The sequence below is a fragment of the Sulfitobacter sp. 15WGC genome (genome assembly GCF_005068605.1).
GTDB classification, from domain to species: domain Bacteria; phylum Pseudomonadota; class Alphaproteobacteria; order Rhodobacterales; family Rhodobacteraceae; genus Sulfitobacter; species Sulfitobacter faviae.
On sequence record NZ_SZNL01000001.1, the window covers coordinates 233,755 to 258,675 of the forward strand.

Here is a 24,921-nt window from a genome sequence, read left to right on the forward strand (position 1 = left end):
CATGAGTGACATCGACGTCCGAAAAACGGGTCGCGCGGGCCGCATCACCCTGACCCGGCCCAAAGCGCTGAACGCGCTGAGCTACGACATGTGTATCGCCATCGAGAAGGCAATCGACGACTGGCGCGACGACCCCGAGGTTGCCGTAGTGGTGCTGGACGCCGAGGGCGAAAAAGCCTTCTGCGCCGGCGGCGACGTCGCGCAGCTCTACCAGACCGGCAAGGACGGCGACTTCGACTTCGCCCGGCAGTTCTGGGCCGATGAATACCGGCTTAACAACAAGCTACATAGCTACCCCAAGCCGGTGATCTCCTTCATGCAGGGTTTCACGATGGGCGGCGGCGTCGGAATCGGTTGCCACGGCTCGCACCGCGTCGTGGGCGAGAGCAGCAAGATCGCCATGCCGGAATGCGGCATCGGTCTGGTACCAGACGTGGGCGGCACGCTGCTGCTGGCGCAAGCGCCGGGGCGAATGGGCGAATACCTCGGCCTCACCGGCGCACGCATGGGTCCGGCTGATGTGCTGCACGCGGGCTTTGCCGACTACTTCATCCCCGAAGACCAATGGCCCGCGCTGATCGCGCAATTGGAAGAAAACGGCGATCCCTTCATCCTCGACCGCGCGGCGACCACCCCGCCCCCGTCCAAACTGGCCGAGGTTCAGGATGAGGTAGACCACCTCTTCGCCCCGGAGAGTTTAGCAAAGATCGAAGCCACGTTTTCCATATCGGAAAGCGCCTTCGCCGCCGAGACGTTGAAGACCCTGCGCCGCAACTCCCCCCTGTCGATGGCCTGCACGCTGGAAATGCTCCGCCGTCTGCGCGGCCCGGGCATCGGCATGGTCCCGGCGCTGCAACAGGAATACCGCTTTACCACGCGGTCACTGGAAAAAGGCGACTTCATCGAAGGCGTGCGCGCCGCGATCATCGACAAGGATCGCAGCCCCAACTGGCAACATGCCGATTGGGACGTACCGCAGGCCGATGTCGAAGCCATGCTCGCCCCCTTGGGCGACAACGAATTGAAGTTGGAGGAAAATTCATGAGCAAACTCACAATCGGTTTCATCGGTCTGGGCAATATGGGCGGCCCGATGGCGGCCAACCTCGCTGCCGCGGGCCATACGGTGCGCGGCAATGACGTGGCTGGCACCACCGCCGAAGGGGTCGCCGAAGCCAAGACCATCGCCGAAGCGGTCGCCGAGGCCGATGTCGTCATCACCATGCTGCCCAATGGCGCGATCCTGCGCCAAGTCGCCGAGGAGGCGGTCGCCCATATGGCCCCCGGCGCGCTGCTGATCGACTGCTCCACCGTGGACGTTGAAAGCGCGCGTTTCGCGGCAGAGGCGGCGCAGAAAGCCGGGCTGCTCTTCGTCGACGCCCCCGTCTCGGGCGGCATCGGCGGCGCGCAGGGCGGCACGCTGACCTTCATGGCAGGCGGTGCCGAGGCGGCCTTTGAGAAAGCCAAGCCGCTTTTCGACATCATGGGTCAGAAGGCCGTGCACTGCGGCGACGCGGGCGCGGGCCAAGCCGCGAAGATCTGCAACAACATGATCCTCGGCGCCACGATGATCGCCACCTGCGAAGCCTTCGCACTCGCCGACAAGCTGGGCCTAGATCGGGAGCGGATGTTCGACGTGGTTAGCACGTCCTCCGGCTATTCATGGTCAATGAACGCCTACTGCCCTGCCCCCGGCGTCGGTCCGCAGTCGCCTGCCGACAATGACTACAAACCGGGCTTCGCGGCGGAGCTGATGCTGAAAGACCTCGGCCTGTCGCAACAAGCTGCTGAAATGGCCAACGCCGACACGCCCATGGGCGCGCTGGCGAAAGAGCTCTACACCCGCTTCGTCGAAGAGGAAGGCGGCAAGGGCAAAGATTTCTCTGCCATGCTACCTCGTTTCGAACAGCGCGGTTGGCAAGGTTAAGCTGATCGCATTCTTCTCGGGAACGACCTGATCCGGGCAGGCGTTGGCTTCAGAATGACACTATCTATGGAGATCACCTGATGCGACGCCTGCTCATCACCACGATCCTGACGATCGCCTGCGCGGCGGGCCCGCTGGCCGCCGCCGGAACCGGCTTTACCCCCGCCCTGTCTGCCACCGCTGTCGACACCAATGGCCCTGGGACGCTTTGGCTCGCCAAAGACGATAAGGGCAAGGACAAGAAAGACAAAAAGGCAAAGAAGAAGGAAAAGCACGAAAAGAAGGCGGAGAAAAAGAAAGACAAGCGCGACAAGACGGCTGAAAAGCACAAAGAGAAAAAGGCCAAGAAAAACAAGAAGGACGACAAGGTCGAGATCAAGCTCAATGGCGACAAGGTCAAGATCAAGGGCGATAAGGTCGGACTGCCGAAGGGCGTTGACCGTGCCGAGTTTGATCAGCGCGTGACCCGATTTACCCAAGATCGCGAGACCACCGTCACCCGTCTTCTGAACACCCCCGCCCCCGAGGGGCGCGACATGGCCGTCATCCTCGGCGCCGCAGCCTTGGCATTGGCCGCGCCTGACCTGAATGCCGCCGCGCTTCCCGAGGAGGAGTTGATCACCTATCGCAATTGCCCGCCCGGACTGGCCAAGAAAGACCCGCCCTGTGTCCCGCCGGGCTTGGCAAAACAAGGCGTGTCCTATGAACAATGGGCAAGCTATTCCGATGATGAACTCGATGCGCTGTTGGAAGAGCGCCGCGAACCCTATCTGGAGGCCGACCCCCTTACGGAACGCGAATTGCTTTTGTTGCGGTCGGATCAAATCGCGCAACTCTACAACCTAGACGCTGCCCCCGACGGGCATCGCTACGCCTTGATCGACGGCCAGCCTGTGCTGCTCAGCAACGAAGATCACACCGCTCTGCTGCGCATTAACGAACTGGCCCGGGTGCCGACCATCGGATCGGGTATCAACGTCGCACCGACCGCAGCGCTTACTCAGGCCGATCTGATTAACCTCTACGGCTTGGAGGCACCACAAGACGGCTATAACTACGCGGTTTTGAACGGTCAGGTCATCGCGCTGAAAGACAGCGCCTATGAAACCTTGCAGTTGATCCGCATCGCCCGCGCCGTGCTCTAAAACACAGCGCTGGCGAAGGGAGTGGGTGGCGGCGGTTATTCCGCCGCCACTTTCGTTTGTTTATGCAGCATCGGCTTCAGGTATTTGCCCGTGTAGCTCTCAGCCACTTCGGCGACCTTCTCCGGCGTGCCCGTGGCCACGACCCGACCCCCGCCGTCCCCCCCCCTCGGGGCCAATATCAATGATATGATCCGCGGTTTTCACCACGTCGAGATTATGCTCGATCACCACAACGGAGTTGCCCTGATCCACCAATTCATGAAGCACTTCCAAGAGCTTACGCACATCTTCAAAATGCAAACCGGTGGTCGGCTCATCGAGAATATAGAGCGTGCGACCCGTGGAACGCTTGCTCAGTTCCTTGCTAAGCTTCACCCGCTGCGCCTCGCCGCCGGAAAGGGTCGTCGCCTGCTGACCGACCTTGATATACCCAAGTCCAACCCGCATCAGCGCATCCATCTTCTCACGGATCGACGGCACTGCGGCAAAGAAGCTCTGCGCATCTTCTACAGTCATATCAAGAACATCGGCGATGCTCTTGCCCTTAAACTTCACCTCCAGCGTCTCGCGGTTATAGCGCGCGCCCTTACAGGTCTCACATTCCACATAGACATCCGGCAGGAAGTGCATCTCGATCTTGATGACCCCGTCGCCCTGACAGGCTTCACAACGCCCCCCCTTCACGTTGAAGGAGAAGCGCCCGGGCTTGTAGCCGCGCTCCTTGGCCTCCGGCAGACCGGCAAACCAGTCGCGGATTGGGGTGAAGGCCCCGGTGTAAGTCGCTGGATTAGAACGCGGAGTCCGCCCAATCGGGCGTTGGTCAATGTCGATGACCTTATCGAGATGCTCCAACCCTTTGATCGTCTGACACGGTGCAGGTGTCTGTCGCGCACCGTTCAGATTCATCGAAGCGGTCTTGAACAAGGTCTCAATCGTCAGGGTTGATTTGCCGCCCCCCGACACGCCCGTCACGCAGACAAATTTCCCCAGCGGAAAGTCCACCGTCACATTCTGCAAGTTGTTGCCAGTGGCCTTTACCACCTGCAACTTCTTCTTATTCCCCTTGCGCCGCTTCGCCGGGACAGAGATCTCGCGAACGCCGGTAAGGTATTGACCCGTCACAGAATTCGGATCGGCTGCAACCTCTTGCGGCGTTCCATGGCTGATAACCTGCCCGCCGTGGACCCCAGCCCCCGGCCCGATGTCAAAGACGTAATCCGCCTCGCGGATGGCTTCCTCATCGTGCTCCACCACGATCACGGTATTCCCCTGATCGCGCAGGTTCTTCAGTGTATCGAGGAGACGGTCATTGTCACGCTGGTGCAGACCAATCGATGGCTCATCAAGAACGTAGAGAACGCCCGTCAGCCCCGAGCCGATCTGGCTCGCCAAACGAATGCGCTGGCTCTCACCACCACTTAAAGTACCGCTTGAACGTGACATCGTAAGGTACTCAAGACCAACGTTATTTAGAAATCCGAGACGCTCCCGGATTTCCTTCAAAATGGCCCGGGCAATCTCGTTCTTCTGATCGGTCAAATGGTCTGGTACCGTCTTGCACCAGTCGAAAGCCTCGCGGATCGACATCTCGACCACTTTGCCGATATGCAGCAATTCATCTTCACCGCCGTCGCGCGGGCCAATCCGCACCGCCAGCGCTTCGGGCCGCAGGCGATAGCCGCCGCAGGTGCCGCAGGGGCGGTTATTCTGATAGCGTTCGAACTCCTCGCGCACCCAATTACTATCGGTTTCGCGGTAGCGCCGCTGCATGTTGGGGATGACACCTTCGAACACCCGCTTCACCTCATAGACGCGGCCGCCTTCGTCATAACGGAAGATGATCTCTTCTTTGCCGGAGCCGTGGAGGAAGACGTTCTGAACCTTTTCAGGCAGGTCTTTCCAACGTGTCTTCTGATCAAAATTATAATGTTTCGCAATGGCTTCGATGGTCTGCTTAAAGTACGGAGACTTCCCCTTACGCCATGGTGCCAACGCCCCATCATAGATCTTTAGGTTTTGATCTGGCACCACCAAACGTTCGTCGAAGAAAAGCTCAACCCCAAGGCCGTCGCAAGACGGGCATGCCCCAAAGGGCGCGTTGAAAGAGAACAGCCGAGGCTCGATCTCTGGAATGGTGAAGCCACTGACGGGACAGGCAAATTTCTCAGAGAACGTATGGCGTTCCGGTTCGCCTTCACTGGGGGCCGTCTCCAAAACGGCGATCCCATCGGCAAGGTCGAGCGCTGTGCGGAGCGAGTCCGCAAGCCGCGTTTCCAAACCTTCACGCACCACGATCCGGTCGACGACGACGTCGATGTCATGGCGGAATTTCTTATCCAAGGTGGGCGGCTCATCAAGATCGTAGAAGTCGCCATTCACCTTGACCCGCTGGAAGCCCTGCTTGCGCAACTCAATGAATTCCTTGCGGTATTCGCCTTTCCGGTCGCGGATGATGGGGGCCAGCAGATAGGCCCGCGTGCCCTCTTCCATCGTCATGATCCGGTCGACCATATCCTGCACCTGCTGGGCCTCGATAGGCTTGCCGGTGGCGGGGCTATAGGGCGTGCCGACGCGGGCGAAAAGCAGACGCAGGTAATCGTAGATCTCGGTCACCGTGCCGACGGTCGACCTCGGGTTCTTCGACGTGGTTTTTTGCTCGATCGAGATGGCGGGGCTGAGGCCGGAAATGTGATCCACATCCGGCTTTTGCATCATATCAAGGAACTGCCGCGCATAGGCCGAGAGCGATTCCACATAGCGCCGCTGCCCTTCGGCATAGATCGTGTCGAAGGCAAGGCTCGACTTACCGGAACCAGAAAGCCCGGTGATTACAACCAGTTGGTCCCGTGGAATATCCACGTCGATGTTCTTCAAATTGTGCTCGCGCGCGCCGCGCACTTCAATATTCTTCAGCTCAGCCATCACATGCCCCTCTTAACGATTTGTACATAGGTGCTGATGCAGTGTTTTCCAACGGAAAAGTGAGAACTAAACAGGAACGTGCCGCCTGCGACGTCGGGCCGCACCGAGGAGAAGATGTGCCACAAGCCCCATAACGAAAGCCCCGCCCGCGAGTAGCGGCAGCGCCGCAGCGCCGAAGCTTGCCAGGCCGAAGGCCATGACCGGCGTGCCAAGGCTGTTGCCGAGGTTGCCCATCTGCGCCACCGCGCCGTTGGCCTGCGCCTGCGCGGTGGCGCCGGTATTTAGCTGCGCCACAGCGGTGAAACTTGCCCCTTGGATCAGCCCCATGGCCCCTGCAAGTGCCAGACAGGCCAGCGGGGTGCCGGGGGCGAGCCAGAGCCAAACCATTGAAAGGGCCGAAAGGCCAAAGCCCGTTTGCACGACGTAGACCGCTGGCAGGCGGCGCAGCAGTGCCACGCCGATGGTCATCGACACCGCGATACTGGTGAGCGGCATCGCGGCCATTGTGACCGCGCGCCATGCCTCGGGGAGGTAGGGCGGCAAGACAGTGAGGATGGAGACGAAGCTGAATGTATAGAACAGCCAACCCGCCGCCGGAGCGGAGAGAAAGGGTGACCGGTAAATCGCAAGGTGATCGCGGAGCATCTGCGGCAGGGAGAACGGGGGCTGCGCGCCCTCCTCCGGCAAGCTGCGCAGGCTGGCGGAGAGCACCAGCGCGCAGCCCGCCATATAAGCCGCGTGAACAGCGAAGAGCGCTGGCACACCCCAGCTCAATGCGAGCGGACGGCCGAAAAGCGTCAGGACCGCGAAGGCCACGCCGAAGAAGGTGCCCCAGAGGGTCAGGGTAAACCCGCGGTCTTTCACGGCGCTCAGCTGCGCGATGAGGGTCGGCGCGGCGACGACGATGGCCAGATGCGACAGCCCTTCGACGACACGGCTGGCCAGCATCCAGCCAAAGCCCGGCAAGAACGCCTGAAAAGCCGACACGGCCGCGCCGAGCCAGAGGGCGAAGAGAAGCGCGCGGCGATAGCGGACTCGGGCGACCACCAGCCCCGCCACGACACCAAGGAGGATACCGACACCACCCACCAATGAGACCAAAAACCCGAGCGCCGCCCCGGCCTGCGGGTAGATATCCGGCAACAGATCGAAGATGACGCTCATCTTGCCATATTGCGCTGCCGCCCCCAGCCCCGCAGCCCAAAGCGCGAAGACGCGCGGAAAGGAGGTTTGTTCAGCCATCCGCCCTCAAGCCTTTTGGGCCAGCGCCCATGCGCAGAGTGGCATCTCGGGATCGTTGGTCAGATCATCTGTGGTCTTGTCGAAAGCCGGGGGCCAGTCGGGTTCTAGATTGCGTGCGGCGGCGGCACGGTTGCCCCATTGTTTGGCGGTGATCCGGTGCGCGTCGAACCCGGCCTCGATCAGCAGGTTCTTCAGGCCCCGGGCGGACCAACGGGAGTTGTCATTTGGGGCGGCATGAAAGGGGATGAAAAACGGCACGGCGATCCAGAAATATCCGCCCGGCCTGAGCATCTGTTGAACATGCCCCAAGGCCGTATAGGGCCGGTCGAGATGCTCCCACACCTGATTGGCGAGGATCAGATCGAACTGCCGCGCGGCACCGCTCGCAGGATCGGTGAAGGGCCCTGCGCAGATGTCATAGGTCGGATAGGCGAACTGGGTGTAGCTCTTGAACGTGAACCGTTTGCCGAACTTGCCGGAGATCTCGGCGGCATCCAGCGCTTCAGGGTTCAAACGGTCAATCATCCGGCGGGTGCTGCGGTGCATGACGACACGGTTTAGGCTGACCACGACATGGCTCCCGACGGTTTGGCCGAAGTGCGAGGGGGCGAGGCGCGTTGGGCGCGCCCTGCCCCGCGCACCTTACATATGGATCACGCGGTCGAAAGCGTCGAGCACGGATTCATGCATCATCTCGCTGAGCGTTGGATGCGGGAAGACGGTGTTCATCAGGTCTTCTTCGGTGGTCTCCAACTGGCGGCCCACGACATAGCCTTGGATCAGCTCCGTCACCTCGGCCCCGACCATGTGCGCGCCCAGAAGTTCGCCGGTTTTGGCGTCGAAGATGGTTTTCACCAGCCCCTCAGGCTCCCCCAAAGCCACGGCCTTGCCATTGCCGATGAAGGGGAAGCGCCCGACCTTGATGTCATAGCCCTGCTCTTTGGCCTTCGCCTCGGTCAGCCCGACGGAGGCGACTTGGGGGTGGCAATAGGTGCAGCCGGCGATGCTTTCGGGTTTGACGGGATGGGGTTTCTGGCCCGCGATCAGCTCGGCCACCATGACGCCCTCGTGGCTCGCCTTATGCGCAAGCCAGGGCGCGCCGGCGATGTCGCCGATGGCAAAGAGCCCATCGACCCCGGTGCGGCAGTATTCATCCGTCACGACATGGGTGCGGTCAACCTTGACGCCAAGCTCTTCCAGCCCCAGCCCTTCGGTATTGCCGACGATGCCAACGGCGGAGATCACGGTGTCGAACTCAAGCTTCTCGACCTTGCCGTCCCGTTCGATATGGGCGGTGACCTTATCCTCGGCACGGTCGAGCTTCTTGACTGTGGCCTTTTGCATGATGGTCATGCCCTGTTTTTCGAATGCCTTTTTGGCGAATTTCGAAATCTCTTCGTCTTCGACCGGCAGCACGCGGTCCATCACCTCGACCACGGTGGTATCGGCGCCGAGGGTGTTGTAAAAGCTCGCAAATTCGATTCCGATAGCACCGGACCCGATGACCAGCAGTTTCTTGGGGTCATGCACAGGTTGCAGGGCGTGGCGATAGGTCCAGACGCGTTTGCCGTCCGCCTCTAGCCCCGGCAATTCGCGGGCGCGCGCGCCGGTGGCCAGCACGATATTCTTGGACGTCAACTCTTCGCTGCCCTTGTCGGTTTTAACGGAGACCTTCCCCTTTGCGGGGATCGAGGCTTCGCCCATGAAGACCTCGACCTTGTTTTTCTTCAGCAGGTGTTTGACCCCGCCTTCCATCTGTTTGGCCACGCCGCGCGAGCGTTTGACCACGGCGGCAAGATCATAGTCGATCTTATCCGCCGCCAGACCGAAATCTTTGGCACGGTGCATCAGGTGGAACACTTCGGCAGAGCGCAGCAACGCCTTGGTGGGGATGCAGCCCCAGTTCAGGCAGATGCCGCCGAGGTTCTCCCGTTCGACCACCGCGACCTTCAGGCCGAGCTGGGCACCACGGATCGCGGCGACATAGCCGCCCGGCCCCGCACCGATCACGATCAGATCAAAGGATTTGGCAGCCATGGCAAGGACCTCGCGTTAGGGTTTGCAAATATAGTTTACCGCTAAACCATATTTGCAATCGCCACAACCACGCGTGTTGCCCCGGCCTGCCCAAGGCTCAGGCCGCTTGAAGTTCCGCGCGCAGGTCCTTGACCGTCCGGCCATAGCCGCCCGCGTCGAGATAGGAGGTCTCCTGCGCGGTGAAACTGCGTGACAGCGCCGCGTTGCGATAGGGAAAGCGGCCAAACTGGCGGATCACTTCGCGGTGGGCGCGGGCATGCAACAGGTTGCTGCCATCGCTTTTCGGCATCCGTTCGCACATCAGACGCACGCAGCGATCTTGGTCGCAGAGGTTCTCGGAATGCATCAGCGGCAGATAGAAGAACTGCCGCGCGGGCGCCTCAACGCGCATGTCCCAGCCTTTCTCGATCGCCAGTTTTGCCGCCGCCAGCGCGATACGGTCGCTGGAAAACGCCTTGCCCGTGTCGCGGAACATGTTGCGCGGGAATTGATCGGTCAGGATCAGAAAGGCCAGCGCGTCGGTGGGATTGGTCAGCCAATGGTTCAGCTTGCCAGCCTGCGCCTCATCCCAAAGCCCCTCGAAACGCGCACGGATATCGGCATCCAGCGTTTCGGAACTGTTGTACCATCCGGCCGGACCTACGTCTTCGAGCCAGAAATTCAGTACATCTTGGGGTTCTGCATTTGTGGCAGCCATCCCGCACACTCCTTTGCCGCAATCTGGGCGTTTCGTTAAAGTTAAGAACGTCTTACCGCAAAAAGCCTAGTCACGTTTTATGTCATCCGCGACATCGTTATCGCTATCAGGGGCGTTTTTCTCTGCTTCGGCGTTTTCTTGGGCAGCTTCCTCGGCGGCCTCCTGTTCCGTTTCAATGATATATTCCTGCGCGATCTCCACGGCCACGGCAGTGGCCGAGGGGTAGATCGGCACGTAGTTGCCTGTCTCGTCGACCGGTACCGCGGCACGCTGTGTCTTACGATAGGAGGCATAGGCGGCCAGAGCGGCGAAAAGCACGGCGGTGAACAGGTAAAAGCCCCCCGGCCCAAGCGCCGTGCCCATCATCCAACCAGTGATCACCGGGCCCAGAACCGCACCCAAGCCGTTGATAAATATCATCCCGCCCGAGGCCGAGGCCATGTCCTCATGCTCCAGAAAGTCGTTGGTGTGGGCCATGAGCAGCGAGTAGAGCGGGTTCGACATGCCCCCCACCAGAAAGGCCGTGGCCAGCAGGATCGGGAAGACATGGCCCAGCGTCATCCCGATGACCGAGCCGATACCGCCGAGCGTGGCAACGATGACAATCAGGCTACGGCGGTCCATGCGGTCCGAGATCCAGCCGATGGGGTATTGGAGGATTACGGAGCCGACGAAGAACATGGCCACGAAAAGTGAAATCTGCCCGACACTCAGCCCGGCTTCGGCGCCGTAAACCGCCGCCATGCCGAATTGCGCCGAGAAGACGCCGCCCAGAAGGAACATGCCCACACAGCCCAAGGGCGAGAAATCCATCAACTCGCGCAGGCTCATCGGTTTGGTGGTGTCAAAAGGCGGTGTCGGGCTGATCGACAGAAGGATCGGGGTCACCGCGATGCTCACCAGCACCGAGGGGATGACGAAGAGCACGAAGCCCGAGGGGTCGGCGGTCAGCAAGAGCGCCTGCGCGATCACGATGCCCAGTGTCTGCACGATCATATAGGCCGAGAGCGCCTGCCCGCGGTTTTCGTTCGTGGCGGCGTTGTTCAGCCAGCTTTCCGCTGTGACGTAGACGGCGGAGAAGCAAAAGCCGATCAGCACCCGACCCAGCGACCAGACGATGGTGTTGGGGAAGGTCGGATAGATGATCATCACCGCCGAGATCAGCGAGGCCAATGCCGCGAAGACCCGCACGTGGCCCACCCGCCGGATCATCCCAGGCGCCATGCGCGACCCACCAAGGAAGCCCAAGAAATAGGCAGACATGACGATCGACATCTGGAAGGTCGAGAAGCCTTCGATGCCGCCACGGATACCCAGCAATGTGCCCTGCATGCCGTTGCCGACCATCAAAAGGCACATGCCCAGCAAAAGCGCCCATGCGCTTGAAACCACTTGAATCATCAGTCAATTCCTTGTTCGCCCAAGCCCTCCCATGGACGGCAATCGCAGGCTAGTCACCCCCTGGCGCGACATTCAAGCGGGTTTTTGCGCCTCAGGCAGCAGAAGGGAGGAATCGCCGTAGGAGAAAAAGCGATAGCCCTCGCCGATGGCATGGGCATAGATGTCTTTCACCCGCTGCACCCCCATGAGGGCCGAGACCAGCATCATCAGCGTCGATTTAGGCAGGTGGAAATTCGTCATCAGCCCGTCGGTCACGTTGAACTTGAACCCCGGCGTGATGAAAATATCGGTATCCCCTTCCCATGCGGTGATCTCACCCTCGCGCGCCGCCGTCTCAATCAGGCGCAGGGCGGTGGTGCCCACGGGGATCACGCGCCCTCCGGCGGCGCGGGTGGCGGCAATCTCTTCAGCGGCCTTTGCGCTGACCCGGCCCCATTCGGCGTGCATTTTGTGTTCCGAGATGTCGTCGACCTTGACCGGCAGGAAGGTGCCCGCGCCGACATGCAGGGTAACATGGCTAAAACTCACGCCCTTCGCGGCCAGCGCTTCGAGCAGCGGCTCGTCGAAATGCAGCGAGGCTGTGGGCGCCGCGACCGCGCCCGCGTGGCGGGCAAAGACGGTTTGGTAGTCGGTCATGTCCTGCGCATCGGCGGCGCGTTTGGCGGCGATATAGGGCGGCAGCGGCATCGCCCCCGCGGCATTGAGCGCCGCATCGAAATCGTCGCCCGAACAGTTGAACCGCAGATGCCCCTGCCCGTCTTCCACCGCCTCCAACGTGGCACGCAAATCATCGGAAAAGACGACCTCTTCGCCGATCTTCAGCTTGCGCAGCGGTTTGATCAGCGCCGACCAAGTGCCGTTCCCGCGCGGCTCCAACAGGGTGACTTCGATCTTGGCTTGCACCGCCCCTTGGGCCGAGGCGCGGTGGCGAATGCCGCTCAGCCGTGCGGGGATCACGCGGGTGTCGTTCAGCACCAATCGGTCGCCGGGGCGCAGCCAGTCGGTCAGATCGGTCACGCGTCGGTCGTGCAGAGCGGCGCCCTCCGCCACCAGCAACCGCGCAGAGGAGCGCGGGTTGGCGGGGCGGGTGGCGATCAGGGTCTCAGGCAGATCGAAATCGAAATCGGAAAGCTTCATCGGCGCGGCTCCGGGTCTGGCGGCAGGGTCGCCCCGGCGCTTAGCGCTCCTCCGGCACCCGGGCAACCGGATTCGCTTGGCCCTGCACCTGTGGCGGCTGGGGCGGCGGGCGGCGGAACAACTCGCGGAACATGCCGGGGGTGAGCGCCGAGAGCGGGTTGACCGAAACGCTGGGGTCTTTCGCGGCCCCCGTGAGCCGGTAGTTGAACCCGATCAGCCCCTCGCCCTTGCGGGTAAAAAGGGACCCGATCCCATTGAACATATAGACCGGAGAGATCACGCCCTGCATGTCGATCAACCCGCTGTCGAGCGCATAGACCCCATCCATCGACAGGCCCAAGGAGGCGCCCACGGCGCTGGCCTCGGTCAGGGTCAGGCGGTTCGGGGTCAGGCGGAAGTTCGCTTCCACATCGTCAAAGTAAATCCCGTCGCCGTTGAGCTCGTTGATTAGCCCGACGACCGAGATGGCATTGACCAGCGCCGCGATCCCCGGCGCGTCCTGAATAGCGACATCGCTGACCGTGAGCTGCCCGTCAAAGGCGCCGCCCGAACCCACCGGCAGCAGGGTGAGCGACAGGTTCCCCCCGACCACCTGTTTCACCAACCCGGTTGAGCGCAGAACCCCGCCCGCGTCATCCGAGACCACCCGCACCGCACTGCGCCCCGCTTGGGGCAGCACCCGCCCCTGCACCGGCGTGCCGCCATTGAGCCGGGCGGTAAAGGCGCCGTCCATCCCCTTGGCGGTGTCGAATGTGCCCGAAAGATCGGTCAGGTAAATCGTGTCGGTGATCTGCCACCGGTCCAGCGCTACGCGCATCGGCGGCCCGGCTTGCCCCTCGGCCGCGCCGAACTCGGCCCGGCGCATGTCAAGCGTGCCGCCGCCCAGCACCACCTGCACCGGGTTGCCCTTGCCCTGCCCGATCAGTTGCAGCGGGATATCCAGCCAGTCGCCCCGCCGCAGCCGGTCGATCCGCACCCGGTCCAATGTGCCGCCGGGGGCAAGGTGGATGGAGCCCGCCACCCGCAGCCCCGGCGCGTTTAGCTGAAAGGCGTCGATATTCGGCGTCTCGCCCAAACGCCCCGCCAGTCGCAACTTGCCCTCGGTGCCCGGCGCCTTGCTCCATGACAGTTGCGGTACGGAGACACCCAAGCCCGCCAGATCGCTCTGCAAGGTGAAGCGCGGCGCTTCGCCCTTCTTGAGGTCCACGGCAATCTGCCCGCGCCCCTCGCCACGAAGGCTGCCGGGGGGCAGTGCCACGCCAAAGGCTTCGAGCCCCGCCGGGGTCAGCGCCACTTGAGCCGTTAGACGGCTTTGATCCGAGCCGGGGCCGATCGCCTGCGACCATTCCCCGTCGAAGCCCACCCCGTCGATACGCCCCGCGCCGCCGATGGTGATACGGTCATTGTCGGCGGTGATGGACAGTTTGCTGGCCTGAAGGCTCCGGTCTTTGACCAGCGTATCGGTCGAGAGCGCCAGCAGATCCCCCGCGAAGTGATAGCGCACATCTTCGGGCTTGCCGCCCTTTTTCAACGGCAGCGCCAGCGTGCCTTTCAGCACCGCCTCCCCATCCGCGAGCGTCACGGGCAGCCCGGCCTTATCCATCACCCGCATCGGCGGCTGGTTCAGCAGCGACAGCGCCGCGGTCAGGGTGGAGCGCGTGTTGAGCCGGATCACCGAGGGGCTGCCGTCTTTCACCCGCACATCGGGAATGATGAAGGAGGATCCATCCAGCGTCACCGCCCCGCCCTGCGGCGCGATGACCTCGCCCGCGTCCACCGTGACGACAAGGCGGTTGTCGAGCAGGCTCATATGGCCGCTGCCATCGGTGATATGCGGCAGGGTCTTCAGAAACCGCACCTCGGCCCCGGCATAGTCAAAGGCGACATAGGTCTGGGGCGCCTGCCCCGGCGCCATGCGCAGCGCCAGATCGAGGTTGCGCATTCGGCCCGCGTGAAGGTTCTCATCCAGCCATTTGCGGGTCTTGGGCTTCACCCCCTCGGGCCAGAGCGCCAGCAGGCGTTCGGGGCTGAGCCGGTCCATTCGCCCATCGAGAGACAGGTTCCAGCCCGCCGCCTCGGCCACCAATGCGCCATCAAGGCGCAGGTTGCGGCCCTGATCACTGATCTCCAGACGCCCCAGCTTCAGTTGAAACGGATTAAGGCTGAGTTCAAAATCGATATCCGCCTGGTCCAAGGCCACCGTTTCGGGGTAGACCTCCGCCGGGTTGGCCCGCAGGTCGCGCAGGCTGAACTGCCCCACCATCCGTCCCGGAATGCCGCCCGTGACATCGCCCAGTTGCGAGCTCCCGGTGATATTGCCCGAGACCCAAGGGCTGTCGAGCGACATCTCGTCAAAGCGCAGCAGCTGGCGCGCGGGGTCGTAGCTGAAATAGCTCTGCGCCCCATCGAAGGGGATCGGCTTGGTCTGCGGGTTGGGCTGCAACACGCCCTTGCCGATCTGCAAAGAAGCGTTGATCGGTGCGAAACGGCCCGCGCTATCGATGCCGCTGCGCACCGCGCCCGAGATATTGGTCCGCAGCACTTCGAGCCACGAAAAGGCTGGCCCCTGCGCCGCGATGTCGCGCGCATCGACCCCGTCGAAGGTCACGCCAAAGGTCGCGGCATTCTCACCGATCTGGCTGCTGTAATTGGCGGTGAGCGTGGCCACCCCCGCGCCCCCGCTGAGCACCGCGAGGTCCGCCGAGAGGTCAAGCGCGTCACCATTGCGCGACAGGCGCAGCCGCCCGCCATCTCCGGTCCAAGCGCGGCCCGCGCGGGCATCCTCGAACCGCAGCGTCAGCGCGCGCAGCTCGACTGAGCGGAGGGCGGATAGCGCGGGGGCGGCCAATACCTCGTCGATCTGGCCGATAAGTTGCGGCAGGGTCGCCGCCTCCCGCTCCGGTGGGGCGATCCCGGCCCCGGCGCTCAGGCTCACCCGGCCATCCGCCCCGCGGCGCAGGTTGGCCACCACGCCCGATAGCGAAATCGCCCGCGGCTGCGCCATACCGCGCAGCAAGGACCGCATCGACAGGCTGGCCTTGAACTCATTGAAACTGACGATCTCATCGCCCTCGGGCGTGGTGACAAAGATGTCTTGCAAACGCACGCGGGGGCGCCAACCCTCATCGACAACGAATTCCATCGCGCCGAAATCCACCCGCGCCTGCGGCAGGGCCGAAGCAATCCGCGCCTCGATCCGTGTCTGCACCCAAAGCGGCGCCGGAATCGGACGCCCGGTGAAATAGACCGCCGCCCCGGTGGCCAGCGCCGCCAAGAGCACCAGCACCACAGCCGAAACGATCCCCGCGCGGCGGCGCGACCGGCGGCGCGGCGGCCCTTCGCCATCTGGCGCAGGGGGGCTGGAAGGGGACGGGTCGCGCATCGGGCTCCGGTTCGGATAGGGCGGCTTTCTGGGGCGGCTTTGACGTTGTCAAATCAGATGCAGTATGACAGCCCTGAACGACCCTTCACAAGCCAAAGGAACCGCCCCATGTCGCAGATCGGACCCCAGCCCGGCCAACCGGCCCCGGATTTCACCCTTCCCGTGACCGGCGGTGGCGAGATCACGCTCTCTGCCTTGCGCGGCGCGCCGGTGGTTCTTTTCTTCTACCCGCGCGACGACACGCCCGGCTGCACCAAGGAATCGATCGGCTTTTCCGAGCGTTTGTCTGAGTTCGCCGAGGCAGGCGTGCAGGTCTTTGGCATTTCGCGCGACAGTATGGACAAACACGACAAATTCGCCGCCAAACACGCGCTGACGGTGCCGCTTTTGTCTGACACCGATGGCGCGGTGACCGAAGCCTATGAGGTTTGGGTCGAGAAAAACATGTACGGCAAGAAATCGATGGGCATCGAACGCGCGACCTATCTGATCGACCCCGAAGGGCAGATTGCGCAGGTCTGGCGCAAGGTGAAGGTGCCGGGCCATGTGGATGCCGTGCTCGACGCGGTGCGCGGCGCATGATGCCGCTGGCAGAAATGGCCGAGGCGGTGCTGCGCACGGCGGATGGGCGCGAGAAGACGGCGCTGTCGCGGAAATATGCGGCGCAGTGGCTCTCGGCCCGCGCGGCAGGTGAGCGCCCCGAGGTGGGCCGCGCCGACCCGCCGCTGCACCCTGCCCGGCCCGCACAGCCCGAGTTGCTCTCGCCCCGCGACGTCCCGCGCCGCCGTCCCGGCACGCCCGAAGGCCGCGCGGCGCTGCTTCATGCCGTGGCGCATATCGAGTTGAACGCAGTGGACCTGCATTGGGATGTGATCGCCCGCTTCTCCCATGTGCCGCTGCCCTTGGGCTTTTATGACGATTGGGTCAAAGCGGCGGATGACGAATCCAAACATTTCAACCTGATGTGCGATTGTCTTGAGGAAATGGGCAGCCATTACGGTGCCATGCCCGCCCATGCGGGCATGTGGCGCGCCGCCGAAGACACGGTGGACGATCTGATGGGCCGCCTCGCCGTGGTGCCCATGGTGCTGGAGGCCCGCGGCCTTGATGTGACCCCCGGCATGATCGAGATTTTCCGCAAGGCGAAGGCCGACAGCGCCGTGGCCGCGCTTGAAACGATCTATGCCGAAGAGGTCGCCCATGTGGCCTATGGCAGCAAGTGGTTTCACTTTCTCTGTGGCCGCCATGATGACGACCCAAAGGACCGTTTTCATGCCCTCGTGCGCAAGTATTTCCACGGCGATCTCAAGCCGCCCTTCAACGAGGAAAAGCGCGCCGAGGCGGGAATCCCGCCCGATTTCTACTGGCCCCTGACCGCGGATGGCGGGCCAAGCTGATCAGGGTCTGACGCAGCAAGTGCTTGGTATCGGCGGATTTTTGCCAACGAAAAAGCGCTTTTTTGGGCGAATGGGGGAATGCCGCGCAGGCGCGGGTCAATAGGGTTGCCCCATTCGCGGGCACTGGCTATTGACGTTGGGCGCGAAGGGGGCGAGGCCCCGCGCACCGACGGGACGGGACAAAGGACGAAAACGTGCGCACACGGATTGCCATCAAGACGCATGCTCTGCTTGAGCATTACTTTCCCGAACGCCGCGTCTTTCTGAAATCCGACAGCGACACACGTTTCATCCGCCTGCGGCCCGGCACCCAGATCCTCGGGCTGGCGGGATCGGCCTTTCTGGTCTCTTGGGCCATCATTGCCACCGCCATCATCCTGATGGACAGCATTGGCTCCGGCAATTTTCGCGAACAGGCCAAACGCGACCAGCGCACCTATCAAGCCCGGCTGAACGAGCTTTCCGCACAGCGTGACCTGCGCGCCGAAGAAGCGCTTGCCGCCCAAGACCGCTTTAACGCGGCGCTCACGCAGATTTCCGTCATGCAGTCCGAACTGCTGGCCTCTGAGACCCGCCGCCGCGAATTGGAAACCGGGATCGAGGTGATCCAATCCACCCTGCGCGACACGATGAAAGACCGCCAGAAGGCCCGGCTGAAACTGGCCGAACTGGAAGGCAGCCTTGAGAATGGCGAAGCGGGCAGCCTGCGCGCCGATGCCGATCAAGCGCCGGTCGATTTCCTTGCCCAAGCCCTTGCCCGGACCGCGGCAGAGCGCGACAAGGTCGTGGTCGACGCGCAGGATGCGCTGTTGCAAGCCGACGAAATGGCCCAGGAAATCGCCCTGATGCGCGATCAGAACGACGCGATCTTCCGCCAGCTGGAAGAGGCGATGAGCGTTTCCGTCGCCCCGCTCGACAAGATGTTCCGCAGCGCGGGCATGCCGACCGACCGGATCCTCGCCACCGTGCGCCGGGGCTATTCGGGCCAAGGCGGGCCGATGACGCCGCTCTCCTTCACCACCCGCGGCGAAGAGCTGAGCCCCGACACGCTGCGCGCGAACAAGCTGCTGGGCCAGATGGACCGGTTGAACCTCTACCGCATCGCCGCCGAAAAGGCGCCCTTCGCGAACCCGGTCAAAAACGCTTTCCGCTTCACCAGCCAGTTCGGTTATCGTCGCGACCCCAAGACCGGCGGCCGCCGGATGCACAAGGGCGTCGACTTTGCCGCCGGGATGGGCACGCCGCTTTATGCGACCGCCGATGGCGTGGTGATTCACGCAGGCTGGTCCTCGGGCTATGGCCGTCTGGTCAAGATCCAGCATGAGTTCGGCATTGAGACCCGTTATGCCCACATGTCCAAGCTGCGCGTGAAAGTTGGTCAAAGAGTCTCGCGCGGGCAGCATATTGGTGATATGGGAGCATCAGGACGGGTCACCGGTGTCCATCTCCACTATGAAGTCCGCGTAGGTGGCAAGGCTGTTAACCCCATGATCTATATCAAGGCTGCAAACGATGTTTTCTAAAAGCAAAATCAACGATCCCGCCCCTCAGGATGCAGAAGTGTCAAAACCGGCACCCTCCGGTGCATCCTCGGCCCCCGCGCCCTCTAAGCAGAGCGAATTCAAGGCCAGCGCGCCCAAGGCCAAGCCCCCTGCATCCGTTCTGTCTTCGGATCTCCATGTGACCGGCAACATGAAAACGACGGGCGACGTTCAGGTTGAAGGCACCGTCGAAGGCGACATCCGCGCCCATCTGCTGACCATCGGTGAGACGGCGACGATCAAGGGCGAAGTGGTTGCCGATGACGTGGTGATCAATGGCCGCATCGTGGGCCGCGTGCGGGGCCTCAAGGTGCGCCTGACATCGACCGCACGGGTCGAGGGCGACATCATCCACAAAACCATCGCGATCGAATCCGGCGCGCATTTCGAAGGATCTGTGCAGCGTCAGGACGATCCGCTGAACCCCGGCGCGAAATCCGCACCGGCGCAGAAGCCGAACCCCGCGTCCTAAGCTTCGGCAGGCTGAACAGTCGCAGGCGTCGCAGACAATGCGGCGCCTGTTTGCTTTTGGGGGGACGGTCTACGCTGCGCCCTGCCCGCTTCGCCAATATCAGTAGGTCGGAATATGCGCCGCGCTGTGCTGCTGGCAGACCACTGGCGATAAAGCTCATTTCATCACGGCCTGAGCTCGCCGATGCGTGGGGAGAGCAAACCCACCCCACGCGCCGCTAGTTGGGACGTTACTCGGTCACGGTGACCGTTTTCATCACGTCCGGCGTGCCCACGACGGCGCCGTTCGGGCCGGTGCCGCGCTTGATGGCATTGACCACGTCCTGCCCTTCGGTAACCTTGCCGACAACGGTGTACTGACCGTTGAGGAAGGGTGCTTCGTCGAACATGATGAAGAACTGGCTGTTGGCACTGTTCGGGCTCTGGCTACGGGCCATGCCGACGACGCCTTTCTCATAGGCGATGTCCGAAAACTCGGCCTTGAGGTCGGGCTTCTCGGAGCCGCCCATGCCGGCGCGTGCGGTGTCGCCATCGGCGCGGCCAAACTGCACGTCGCCGGTCTGCGCCATGAAACCGTCGATCACGCGGTGGAAGACCACCCCGTCATAGGCGCCTTCCTCGGCCAGTTCGGTGATCTGCGCCACGTGGTTAGGCGCGACGTCTTCGAGCAGGTCGATCTTGACGGTGCCATTGGCCTCGCCCGCGACCTCGATCTCAAGCCCGGTGGCCATCGCCGCCGAGCCGAGAAGCGCGAGAACTGCGCTGGAGGTGGCAATCTTAGGCATCTGCGGCCACCTTGACGGAGATCATGCGGTCAGGGTTCGCAGGCGGCTCGCCACGGGTGATTGCGTCGACATGCTCTATGCCGGAAATGACCTGCCCGTAAACGGTGTATTGACCGTTGAGGAAGTCATTGTCCTTGAAATTGATGAAGAACTGGCTGTTGGCGCTGTCGGGGTTGGCCGAACGGGCCGCACCGATGGTGCCGCGCGCGTGCGGAACCTTGGAGAATTCTGCAGGCAGGTTCGGCAGGTCCGACCCGCCAGTGCCCGCCGCGCGCAGGTTGAAGTTGTCTTCCATGTTGCCATTGGCCACGTCGCCAGTCTGGGCCATGAAACCTTCGATTACGCGGTGGAAGGCGACGTTGTCGTATTTACCGGCGCGGGCCAGTTCCTTCATCCGCTCCACGTGCTTGGGCGCAAGGTCGGGCATCAACTCGATGGCGACGGTGCCGCCTTTCAGTTCCATCAGGATGGTGTTCTCGGGGTCTTTGATCTCGGCCATGGGGCAATCCTTTGCTTTGTCTTTGCCAGATACCTAAGGAGCTTGGCCGCGATTGCCAAGCCGCGCATTGACCTGAGGCCAGATAACAGCAAAACACAGCGCAAGAGATTGGATTGGGAGAAGACCGATGGGCTGGAAATCACTGGACGATATGGAACTGGACGGCAAGCGCGTGCTCTTGCGGGTCGACATCAACGTGCCGGTCGAAGAGGGCCGCGTCACCGATGCCACGCGGATTGAGCGGATCGTGCCCACGGTGGACGACATCCTGTCGCGCGGCGGCAAGGTGACGCTGCTGGCGCATTTCGGACGGCCCAAGGGCAAGGTCGTCGAAGAGATGAGCCTGCGCCAAGTCCTTCCCGCACTGGAAAAGGCACTGGGCCGCGACGTGGCATTCCTGCCATCGCTAGACGCCGCAGGCGACGCGCAGGCCGATCTGCAACTCATGGAAAACATCCGCTTCTACCCCGGTGAGGAGGCCAATGACGAAGATTTCGCCCGCCAATTGGCCGCGCTCGGCGATATCTATTGCAACGATGCCTTTTCTGCCGCGCACCGCGCCCATGCCTCGACCGAGGCGCTGGCGCGGCTGCTGCCCGCCTGCGCAGGGCGCTTGATGCAGGCGGAGCTCTCGGCGCTGGAGGCGGCACTGGCCAAGCCCAAGCGCCCGGTGGGCGCTGTCGTGGGCGGGGCCAAAGTCTCGACCAAGATCGCGCTTTTGGAAAACCTCGTGAACCGGCTCGACGTCTTGGTCATCGGCGGCGGCATGGCGAACACCTTCCTCGCCGCACTCGGGGCCGATCTGGGCAAATCGTTGGAAGAGCCGGACTACTACGACACGGCCAAGGACATCATGGCGCAGGCCGAAAAGGCAGGCTGCCGGGTCATCCTGCCAGTCGACGGTCTGGTCGCGCGGGAGTTCGCCAAGGGTGCGGCCCATGAGGTCGCCCCGCTTGGCCCTGATGCGAAACTCGCGACAGATCAGATGGTGCTCGACGCGGGCCCCGAGACCGTTGCATTGGTCGAGACGGCCTTCGCCGAGTTGCGCACCCTGATCTGGAATGGCCCCATGGGAGCCTTTGAAATCCCGCCCTTCGACACCGCCACCGTCGCCGCGGCCCAAGCCGCCGCCGCCAAGACCCGCGAGGGCACGCTGACCTCCGTCGCCGGGGGCGGTGACACGGTCGCGGCGCTGAACCAAGCGGGCGTGGCGGATGATTTCACCTATATCTCCACCGCCGGGGGCGCTTCCTTGAATGGATGGAAGGCAAGACCCTGCCCGGCGTGGCCGCATTGGATGGGTCGGCTGCGTAGAAAGGCGATTTACCGCTAAAAACAACGGGTTTCCCGCAATTGTGGGATTCCCATAACGAATCGCCTGTGTCATACTGATGTCACGTCCGCCAAGAGACGCAGAGGCAGAACCATGACACGCAACACCCGTCCGGCTTTCGGCACATTGCTGTTCTTCGCAATCGCTTTCGCGCTGAGCCTGTATTTCACCTTCGCCGCCGTGCAGGGGGATTTCGGCCTGTTCCGCCGGACCGAGATCGTGGCCGAGAACCAAAAGCTGAGCGACCGTCTGGCCGAGGTCCGCGCCGAGGTGGCCCGGATGGAGAACCTGACCCGCCGCCTGTCGGACGACTACCTCGACCTTGATCTTCTGGACGAACGCGCGCGCAAGGTGCTGGGCATGGTCCGCACCGATGAGATCGTCATTCGCTAAGCTTTCGCGGCTTATCGTCTATCGGCCCCTGCCCCGCGCCTGCGGCCTTGCAATCACACGAAATCTCTGGCCTCCTTCGCCTTGTCAGCCGTGGTGCGCGCACCACGTCACAAAGTCTCTCGCAATCCATTCTGGAATGCGTTAGGGAATAGTTTAACGCTAAACTACTTTTGGCACCTAACCAAAGCCGACGGAGGAGACGTCCATGGCCGCGAGGAAATCGAGCAAGAAACCCAATGTCTCGGCGGAGGAGCTGACCAGCTACTACCGCGACATGCTGCTGATCCGGCGGTTTGAAGAGAAAGCCGGACAACTTTACGGCATGGGGCTGATCGGGGGGTTCTGTCACCTCTATATCGGACAAGAAGCGGTCGTTGTCGGCCTTGAGGCTGCCGCCGAGGAAGGCGACAAGCGCATCACCTCCTACCGAGACCACGGGCATATGCTGGCCTGCGGCATGGACCCTAACGGCGTTATGGCTGAGCTGACGGGCCGCGAGGGCGGTTATTCCAAGGGCAAGGGCGGCTCGATGCACATGTTCTCGAAAGAGAAGCACTTCTACGGCGGCCATGGCATCGTCGCGGCGCAGGTGCCGCTTGGCGCGGGCCTTGCTTTTGCCGATCAATACAAGGGCAACGGGCGCGTCACCTTCACCTATTTCGGCGACGGTGCGGCGAACCAGGGCCAGGTCTACGAGACCTTCAACATGGCCGCTCTGTGGAAACTGCCCGTGATCTTCGTGATCGAGAACAACCAATACGCCATGGGCACCTCGCAGCAGCGCTCGACCTCCTCGGCCGAGATCTGGGAACGTGGCCGCGCCTTCGGCATCCCCGGTGAGGCGGTTGACGGCATGGACGTGCTGGCGGTCAAGGAAGCCGGTCAGAAGGCCGTGGAACACGCCCGCAAGGACGGACCCTATATTCTGGAGATCAAGACCTACCGCTACCGCGGCCACTCCATGTCTGACCCCGCGAAATACCGCACCCGCGAGGAAGTGCAGAAGATGCGCGACGAACGCGACCCGATTGAGGCCGTGCGCAGCCTGCTCTTGGAGGGCAACCACGCGAGCGAAGAAGATCTCAAGGCCATCGACAAGGAGATCAAGCAGATCGTGAACGAAAGCGCCGATTTCGCCAAGGAAAGCCCGGAGCCCAACCTCGACGAGCTCTGGACCGACATCTACGCAACCGAAGTTCCGCAGGAGGCCTGAAGCAATGGCAACCGAAATTCTCATGCCCGCCCTCAGCCCCACCATGGAAGAAGGCACGCTGGCGAAATGGCTGGTCAAGGAAGGCGACGAAGTCTCCTCCGGTGACATCCTCGCCGAGATCGAGACCGACAAGGCCACGATGGAATTCGAAGCCGTGGACGAAGGCACCATCGGCAAGATCCTCGTCGAGGAAGGCACCGAAGGCGTGAAGGTGAACAGCCCCATCGCCGTGCTGCTCGAAGAAGGCGAAAGCGCCGACGACATCGACACCGCGAAATCCGCCCCCGCCGAGGACAAGGGCGAAGAGGCTAAGCCCGCGCAGGCCAAATCCCCGGACGATGACCGCGAAACGCCTGCCGAGGGCAAGAAACAGCCCGAGCCCGATACCAGCCCCGATTGGCCCGAGGGCACCGAAATGAAGCAGCAGACCGTCCGCGAAGCGCTGCGCGACGCCATGGCCGAGGAAATGCGCCGCGACGAGAACGTCTTGCTCATGGGCGAGGAAGTGGCCGAGTACCAAGGCGCCTACAAAATTTCCCAAGGTCTTCTGGACGAATTCGGCGCCAAGCGCGTGATCGACACGCCGATCACCGAGCATGGCTTTGCCGGCATCGGCGTCGGCGCGGCCTTCGGCGGTCTGCGCCCCATCGTCGAATTCATGACCTTCAACTTCGCCATGCAGGCGATGGACCAGATCATCAACTCCGCGGCCAAGACACTTTACATGTCCGGCGGGCAGATGGGCGCGCCCATGGTCTTCCGCGGCCCCAACGGCGCGGCGGCCCGCGTCGGCGCCCAGCACTCCCAGGACTACGCCGCATGGTTCATGCAGATCCCCGGCCTCAAGGTCGCGATGCCCTATTCGGCCAGCGATTACAAAGGCTTGATGAAGTCCGCAATCCGCGACCCGAACCCGGTGATCTTCCTTGAGAACGAGATCCTCTACGGTCGCAGCTTCGACGTGCCGGACATTGAGGATTACACGGTCCCCTTCGGCAAGGCCCGGATCTGGCGCGAGGGTGCGGATGTCACCATCGTCAGCTTCGGCATTGGCATGACCTATGCGCTGGAAGCGGCAGAGAAACTGGCCGAGGACGGTATCGAGGCCGAGGTCATCGACCTGCGCACCCTGCGCCCGATGGACACCGAAACGGTGCTGAAATCGGTGATGAAGACCAACCGCTGCGTGACCGTCGAAGAAGGCTGGCCGCAGGGCTCGGTCGGCGGCTACATCAGCGGCGTGATCATGCAGGAGGCGTTCGACTACCTCGACGCTCCGGTCATCACCTGCACCGGCAAGGACGTGCCCATGCCCTATGCCGCCAACCTCGAAAAACACGCGCTGGTCACCACCGACGAGGTGATCGAGGCCGTGCGCAAAGTCACCTACCGGTAAGGAG

Annotated in this window: 19 protein-coding genes and 2 pseudogenes; 11 read left to right on the top strand and 10 right to left on the bottom strand. The window is 62.7% G+C overall.

The features are described from left to right. Position 1 precedes the first annotated feature (1 nt). The 3 genes from FCK22_RS01185 to FCK22_RS01195 all read left to right on the top strand — a co-directional run bounded on the left by FCK22_RS01185 (position 2) and on the right by FCK22_RS01195 (position 3,071). A complete protein-coding gene (locus FCK22_RS01185) occupies positions 2–1,045 on the top strand; it encodes an enoyl-CoA hydratase/isomerase family protein (protein WP_067265436.1) in 1,044 nt (347 codons plus the stop codon). Further along, a complete protein-coding gene (mmsB, locus tag FCK22_RS01190; protein ID WP_067265427.1) occupies positions 1,042–1,926 on the top strand; it encodes a 3-hydroxyisobutyrate dehydrogenase in 885 nt (294 codons plus the stop codon). Before FCK22_RS01185 ends, mmsB begins: the two co-directional genes overlap by 4 nt. An 80-nt stretch (positions 1,927–2,006) precedes the next feature. Further along, positions 2,007–3,071 carry a hypothetical protein gene (locus FCK22_RS01195; RefSeq protein WP_067265424.1) on the top strand — a complete coding sequence of 355 codons (1,065 nt, stop codon included), beginning with the start codon at positions 2,007–2,009 and terminating at the stop codon, positions 3,069–3,071. Positions 3,072–3,106: 35 nt separating this feature from the next. Here FCK22_RS01195 and uvrA read toward each other — a convergent pair. The 8 genes and pseudogenes from uvrA to FCK22_RS01235 all read right to left on the bottom strand — a co-directional run bounded on the left by uvrA (position 3,107) and on the right by FCK22_RS01235 (position 15,889). Then, positions 3,107–5,993 (bottom strand): annotated as a pseudogene (uvrA, locus tag FCK22_RS01200) (excinuclease ABC subunit UvrA). 66 nt (positions 5,994–6,059) lie between these two features. Then, positions 6,060–7,235: an MFS transporter gene (locus tag FCK22_RS01205; protein ID WP_067265419.1), complete on the bottom strand. Its 1,176-nt coding sequence runs from the start codon at positions 7,233–7,235 to the stop codon at positions 6,060–6,062. Between the two features lie 6 nt (positions 7,236–7,241). Beyond that, positions 7,242–7,805, bottom strand: a complete 564-nt coding sequence (locus tag FCK22_RS01210) for a methyltransferase domain-containing protein (RefSeq protein WP_067265416.1) — start codon at positions 7,803–7,805, stop codon at positions 7,242–7,244. Between the two features lie 72 nt (positions 7,806–7,877). After that, entirely contained in the window at positions 7,878–9,272 is a 1,395-nt protein-coding gene (gene lpdA, locus FCK22_RS01215; protein WP_067265413.1) for a dihydrolipoyl dehydrogenase, read from the bottom strand. A 97-nt stretch (positions 9,273–9,369) separates the two neighbouring features. Next, positions 9,370–9,969, bottom strand: a complete 600-nt coding sequence (locus tag FCK22_RS01220; RefSeq protein WP_067265411.1) for a DUF924 family protein — start codon at positions 9,967–9,969, stop codon at positions 9,370–9,372. A gap of 66 nt (positions 9,970–10,035) precedes the next feature. Beyond that, the gene (locus FCK22_RS01225; protein WP_067265408.1) at positions 10,036–11,370 is read right to left on the bottom strand and encodes an MFS transporter; all 1,335 of its coding nucleotides are present in this window, start codon (positions 11,368–11,370) and stop codon (positions 10,036–10,038) included. Positions 11,371–11,442: 72 nt separating this feature from the next. Further along, entirely contained in the window at positions 11,443–12,507 is a 1,065-nt protein-coding gene (gene queA, locus FCK22_RS01230; protein WP_067265406.1) for a tRNA preQ1(34) S-adenosylmethionine ribosyltransferase-isomerase QueA, read from the bottom strand. Positions 12,508–12,547: 40 nt separating this feature from the next. Then, positions 12,548–15,889: a DUF3971 domain-containing protein gene (locus FCK22_RS01235; protein ID WP_067265404.1), complete on the bottom strand. Its 3,342-nt coding sequence runs from the start codon at positions 15,887–15,889 to the stop codon at positions 12,548–12,550. Between the two features lie 108 nt (positions 15,890–15,997). On the opposite strand from FCK22_RS01235, the gene FCK22_RS01240 reads away from it, so the two are divergent. The 4 genes from FCK22_RS01240 to FCK22_RS01255 all read left to right on the top strand — a co-directional run bounded on the left by FCK22_RS01240 (position 15,998) and on the right by FCK22_RS01255 (position 19,299). After that, positions 15,998–16,471: a peroxiredoxin gene (locus FCK22_RS01240; RefSeq protein ID WP_067265401.1), complete on the top strand. Its 474-nt coding sequence runs from the start codon at positions 15,998–16,000 to the stop codon at positions 16,469–16,471. Next, positions 16,468–17,286: a ferritin-like domain-containing protein gene (locus FCK22_RS01245; protein WP_067265398.1), complete on the top strand. Its 819-nt coding sequence runs from the start codon at positions 16,468–16,470 to the stop codon at positions 17,284–17,286. Before FCK22_RS01240 ends, FCK22_RS01245 begins: the two co-directional genes overlap by 4 nt. A 194-nt stretch (positions 17,287–17,480) precedes the next feature. Next, the gene (locus tag FCK22_RS01250; protein WP_067265396.1) at positions 17,481–18,809 is read left to right on the top strand and encodes a M23 family metallopeptidase; all 1,329 of its coding nucleotides are present in this window, start codon (positions 17,481–17,483) and stop codon (positions 18,807–18,809) included. Next, complete coding sequence (locus FCK22_RS01255; protein WP_067265393.1) at positions 18,799–19,299, top strand: polymer-forming cytoskeletal protein; 501 nt, start codon at positions 18,799–18,801, stop codon at positions 19,297–19,299. The genes FCK22_RS01250 and FCK22_RS01255 overlap by 11 nt, the downstream gene beginning before the upstream one ends. 229 nt (positions 19,300–19,528) lie before the next feature. On the opposite strand, the gene FCK22_RS01260 is transcribed toward FCK22_RS01255, so the two are convergent. Continuing rightward, the gene (locus FCK22_RS01260) at positions 19,529–20,083 is read right to left on the bottom strand and encodes a peptidylprolyl isomerase (RefSeq protein WP_067265390.1); all 555 of its coding nucleotides are present in this window, start codon (positions 20,081–20,083) and stop codon (positions 19,529–19,531) included. Further along, positions 20,076–20,582 carry a peptidylprolyl isomerase gene (locus FCK22_RS01265; protein WP_067265388.1) on the bottom strand — a complete coding sequence of 169 codons (507 nt, stop codon included), beginning with the start codon at positions 20,580–20,582 and terminating at the stop codon, positions 20,076–20,078. Before FCK22_RS01265 ends, FCK22_RS01260 begins: the two co-directional genes overlap by 8 nt. A 127-nt stretch (positions 20,583–20,709) precedes the next feature. Between FCK22_RS01265 and FCK22_RS01270 the strand changes: the two are divergent. The 4 genes and pseudogenes from FCK22_RS01270 (at position 20,710) to FCK22_RS01285 (ending at position 24,917) form a co-directional block, all read left to right on the top strand. After that, positions 20,710–21,896, top strand: a pseudogene (locus tag FCK22_RS01270) (phosphoglycerate kinase). 112 nt (positions 21,897–22,008) lie between these two features. After that, complete coding sequence (locus FCK22_RS01275; protein WP_067265383.1) at positions 22,009–22,308, top strand: septum formation initiator family protein; 300 nt, start codon at positions 22,009–22,011, stop codon at positions 22,306–22,308. Between the two features lie 205 nt (positions 22,309–22,513). Next, on the top strand, positions 22,514–23,521 hold the full coding sequence (pdhA, locus tag FCK22_RS01280; protein WP_067265381.1) for a pyruvate dehydrogenase (acetyl-transferring) E1 component subunit alpha: 1,008 nt from the start codon (positions 22,514–22,516) through the stop codon (positions 23,519–23,521). 4 nt (positions 23,522–23,525) lie between these two features. Beyond that, positions 23,526–24,917: a pyruvate dehydrogenase complex E1 component subunit beta gene (locus FCK22_RS01285; RefSeq protein ID WP_067265379.1), complete on the top strand. Its 1,392-nt coding sequence runs from the start codon at positions 23,526–23,528 to the stop codon at positions 24,915–24,917. Positions 24,918–24,921 lie beyond the last annotated feature (4 nt).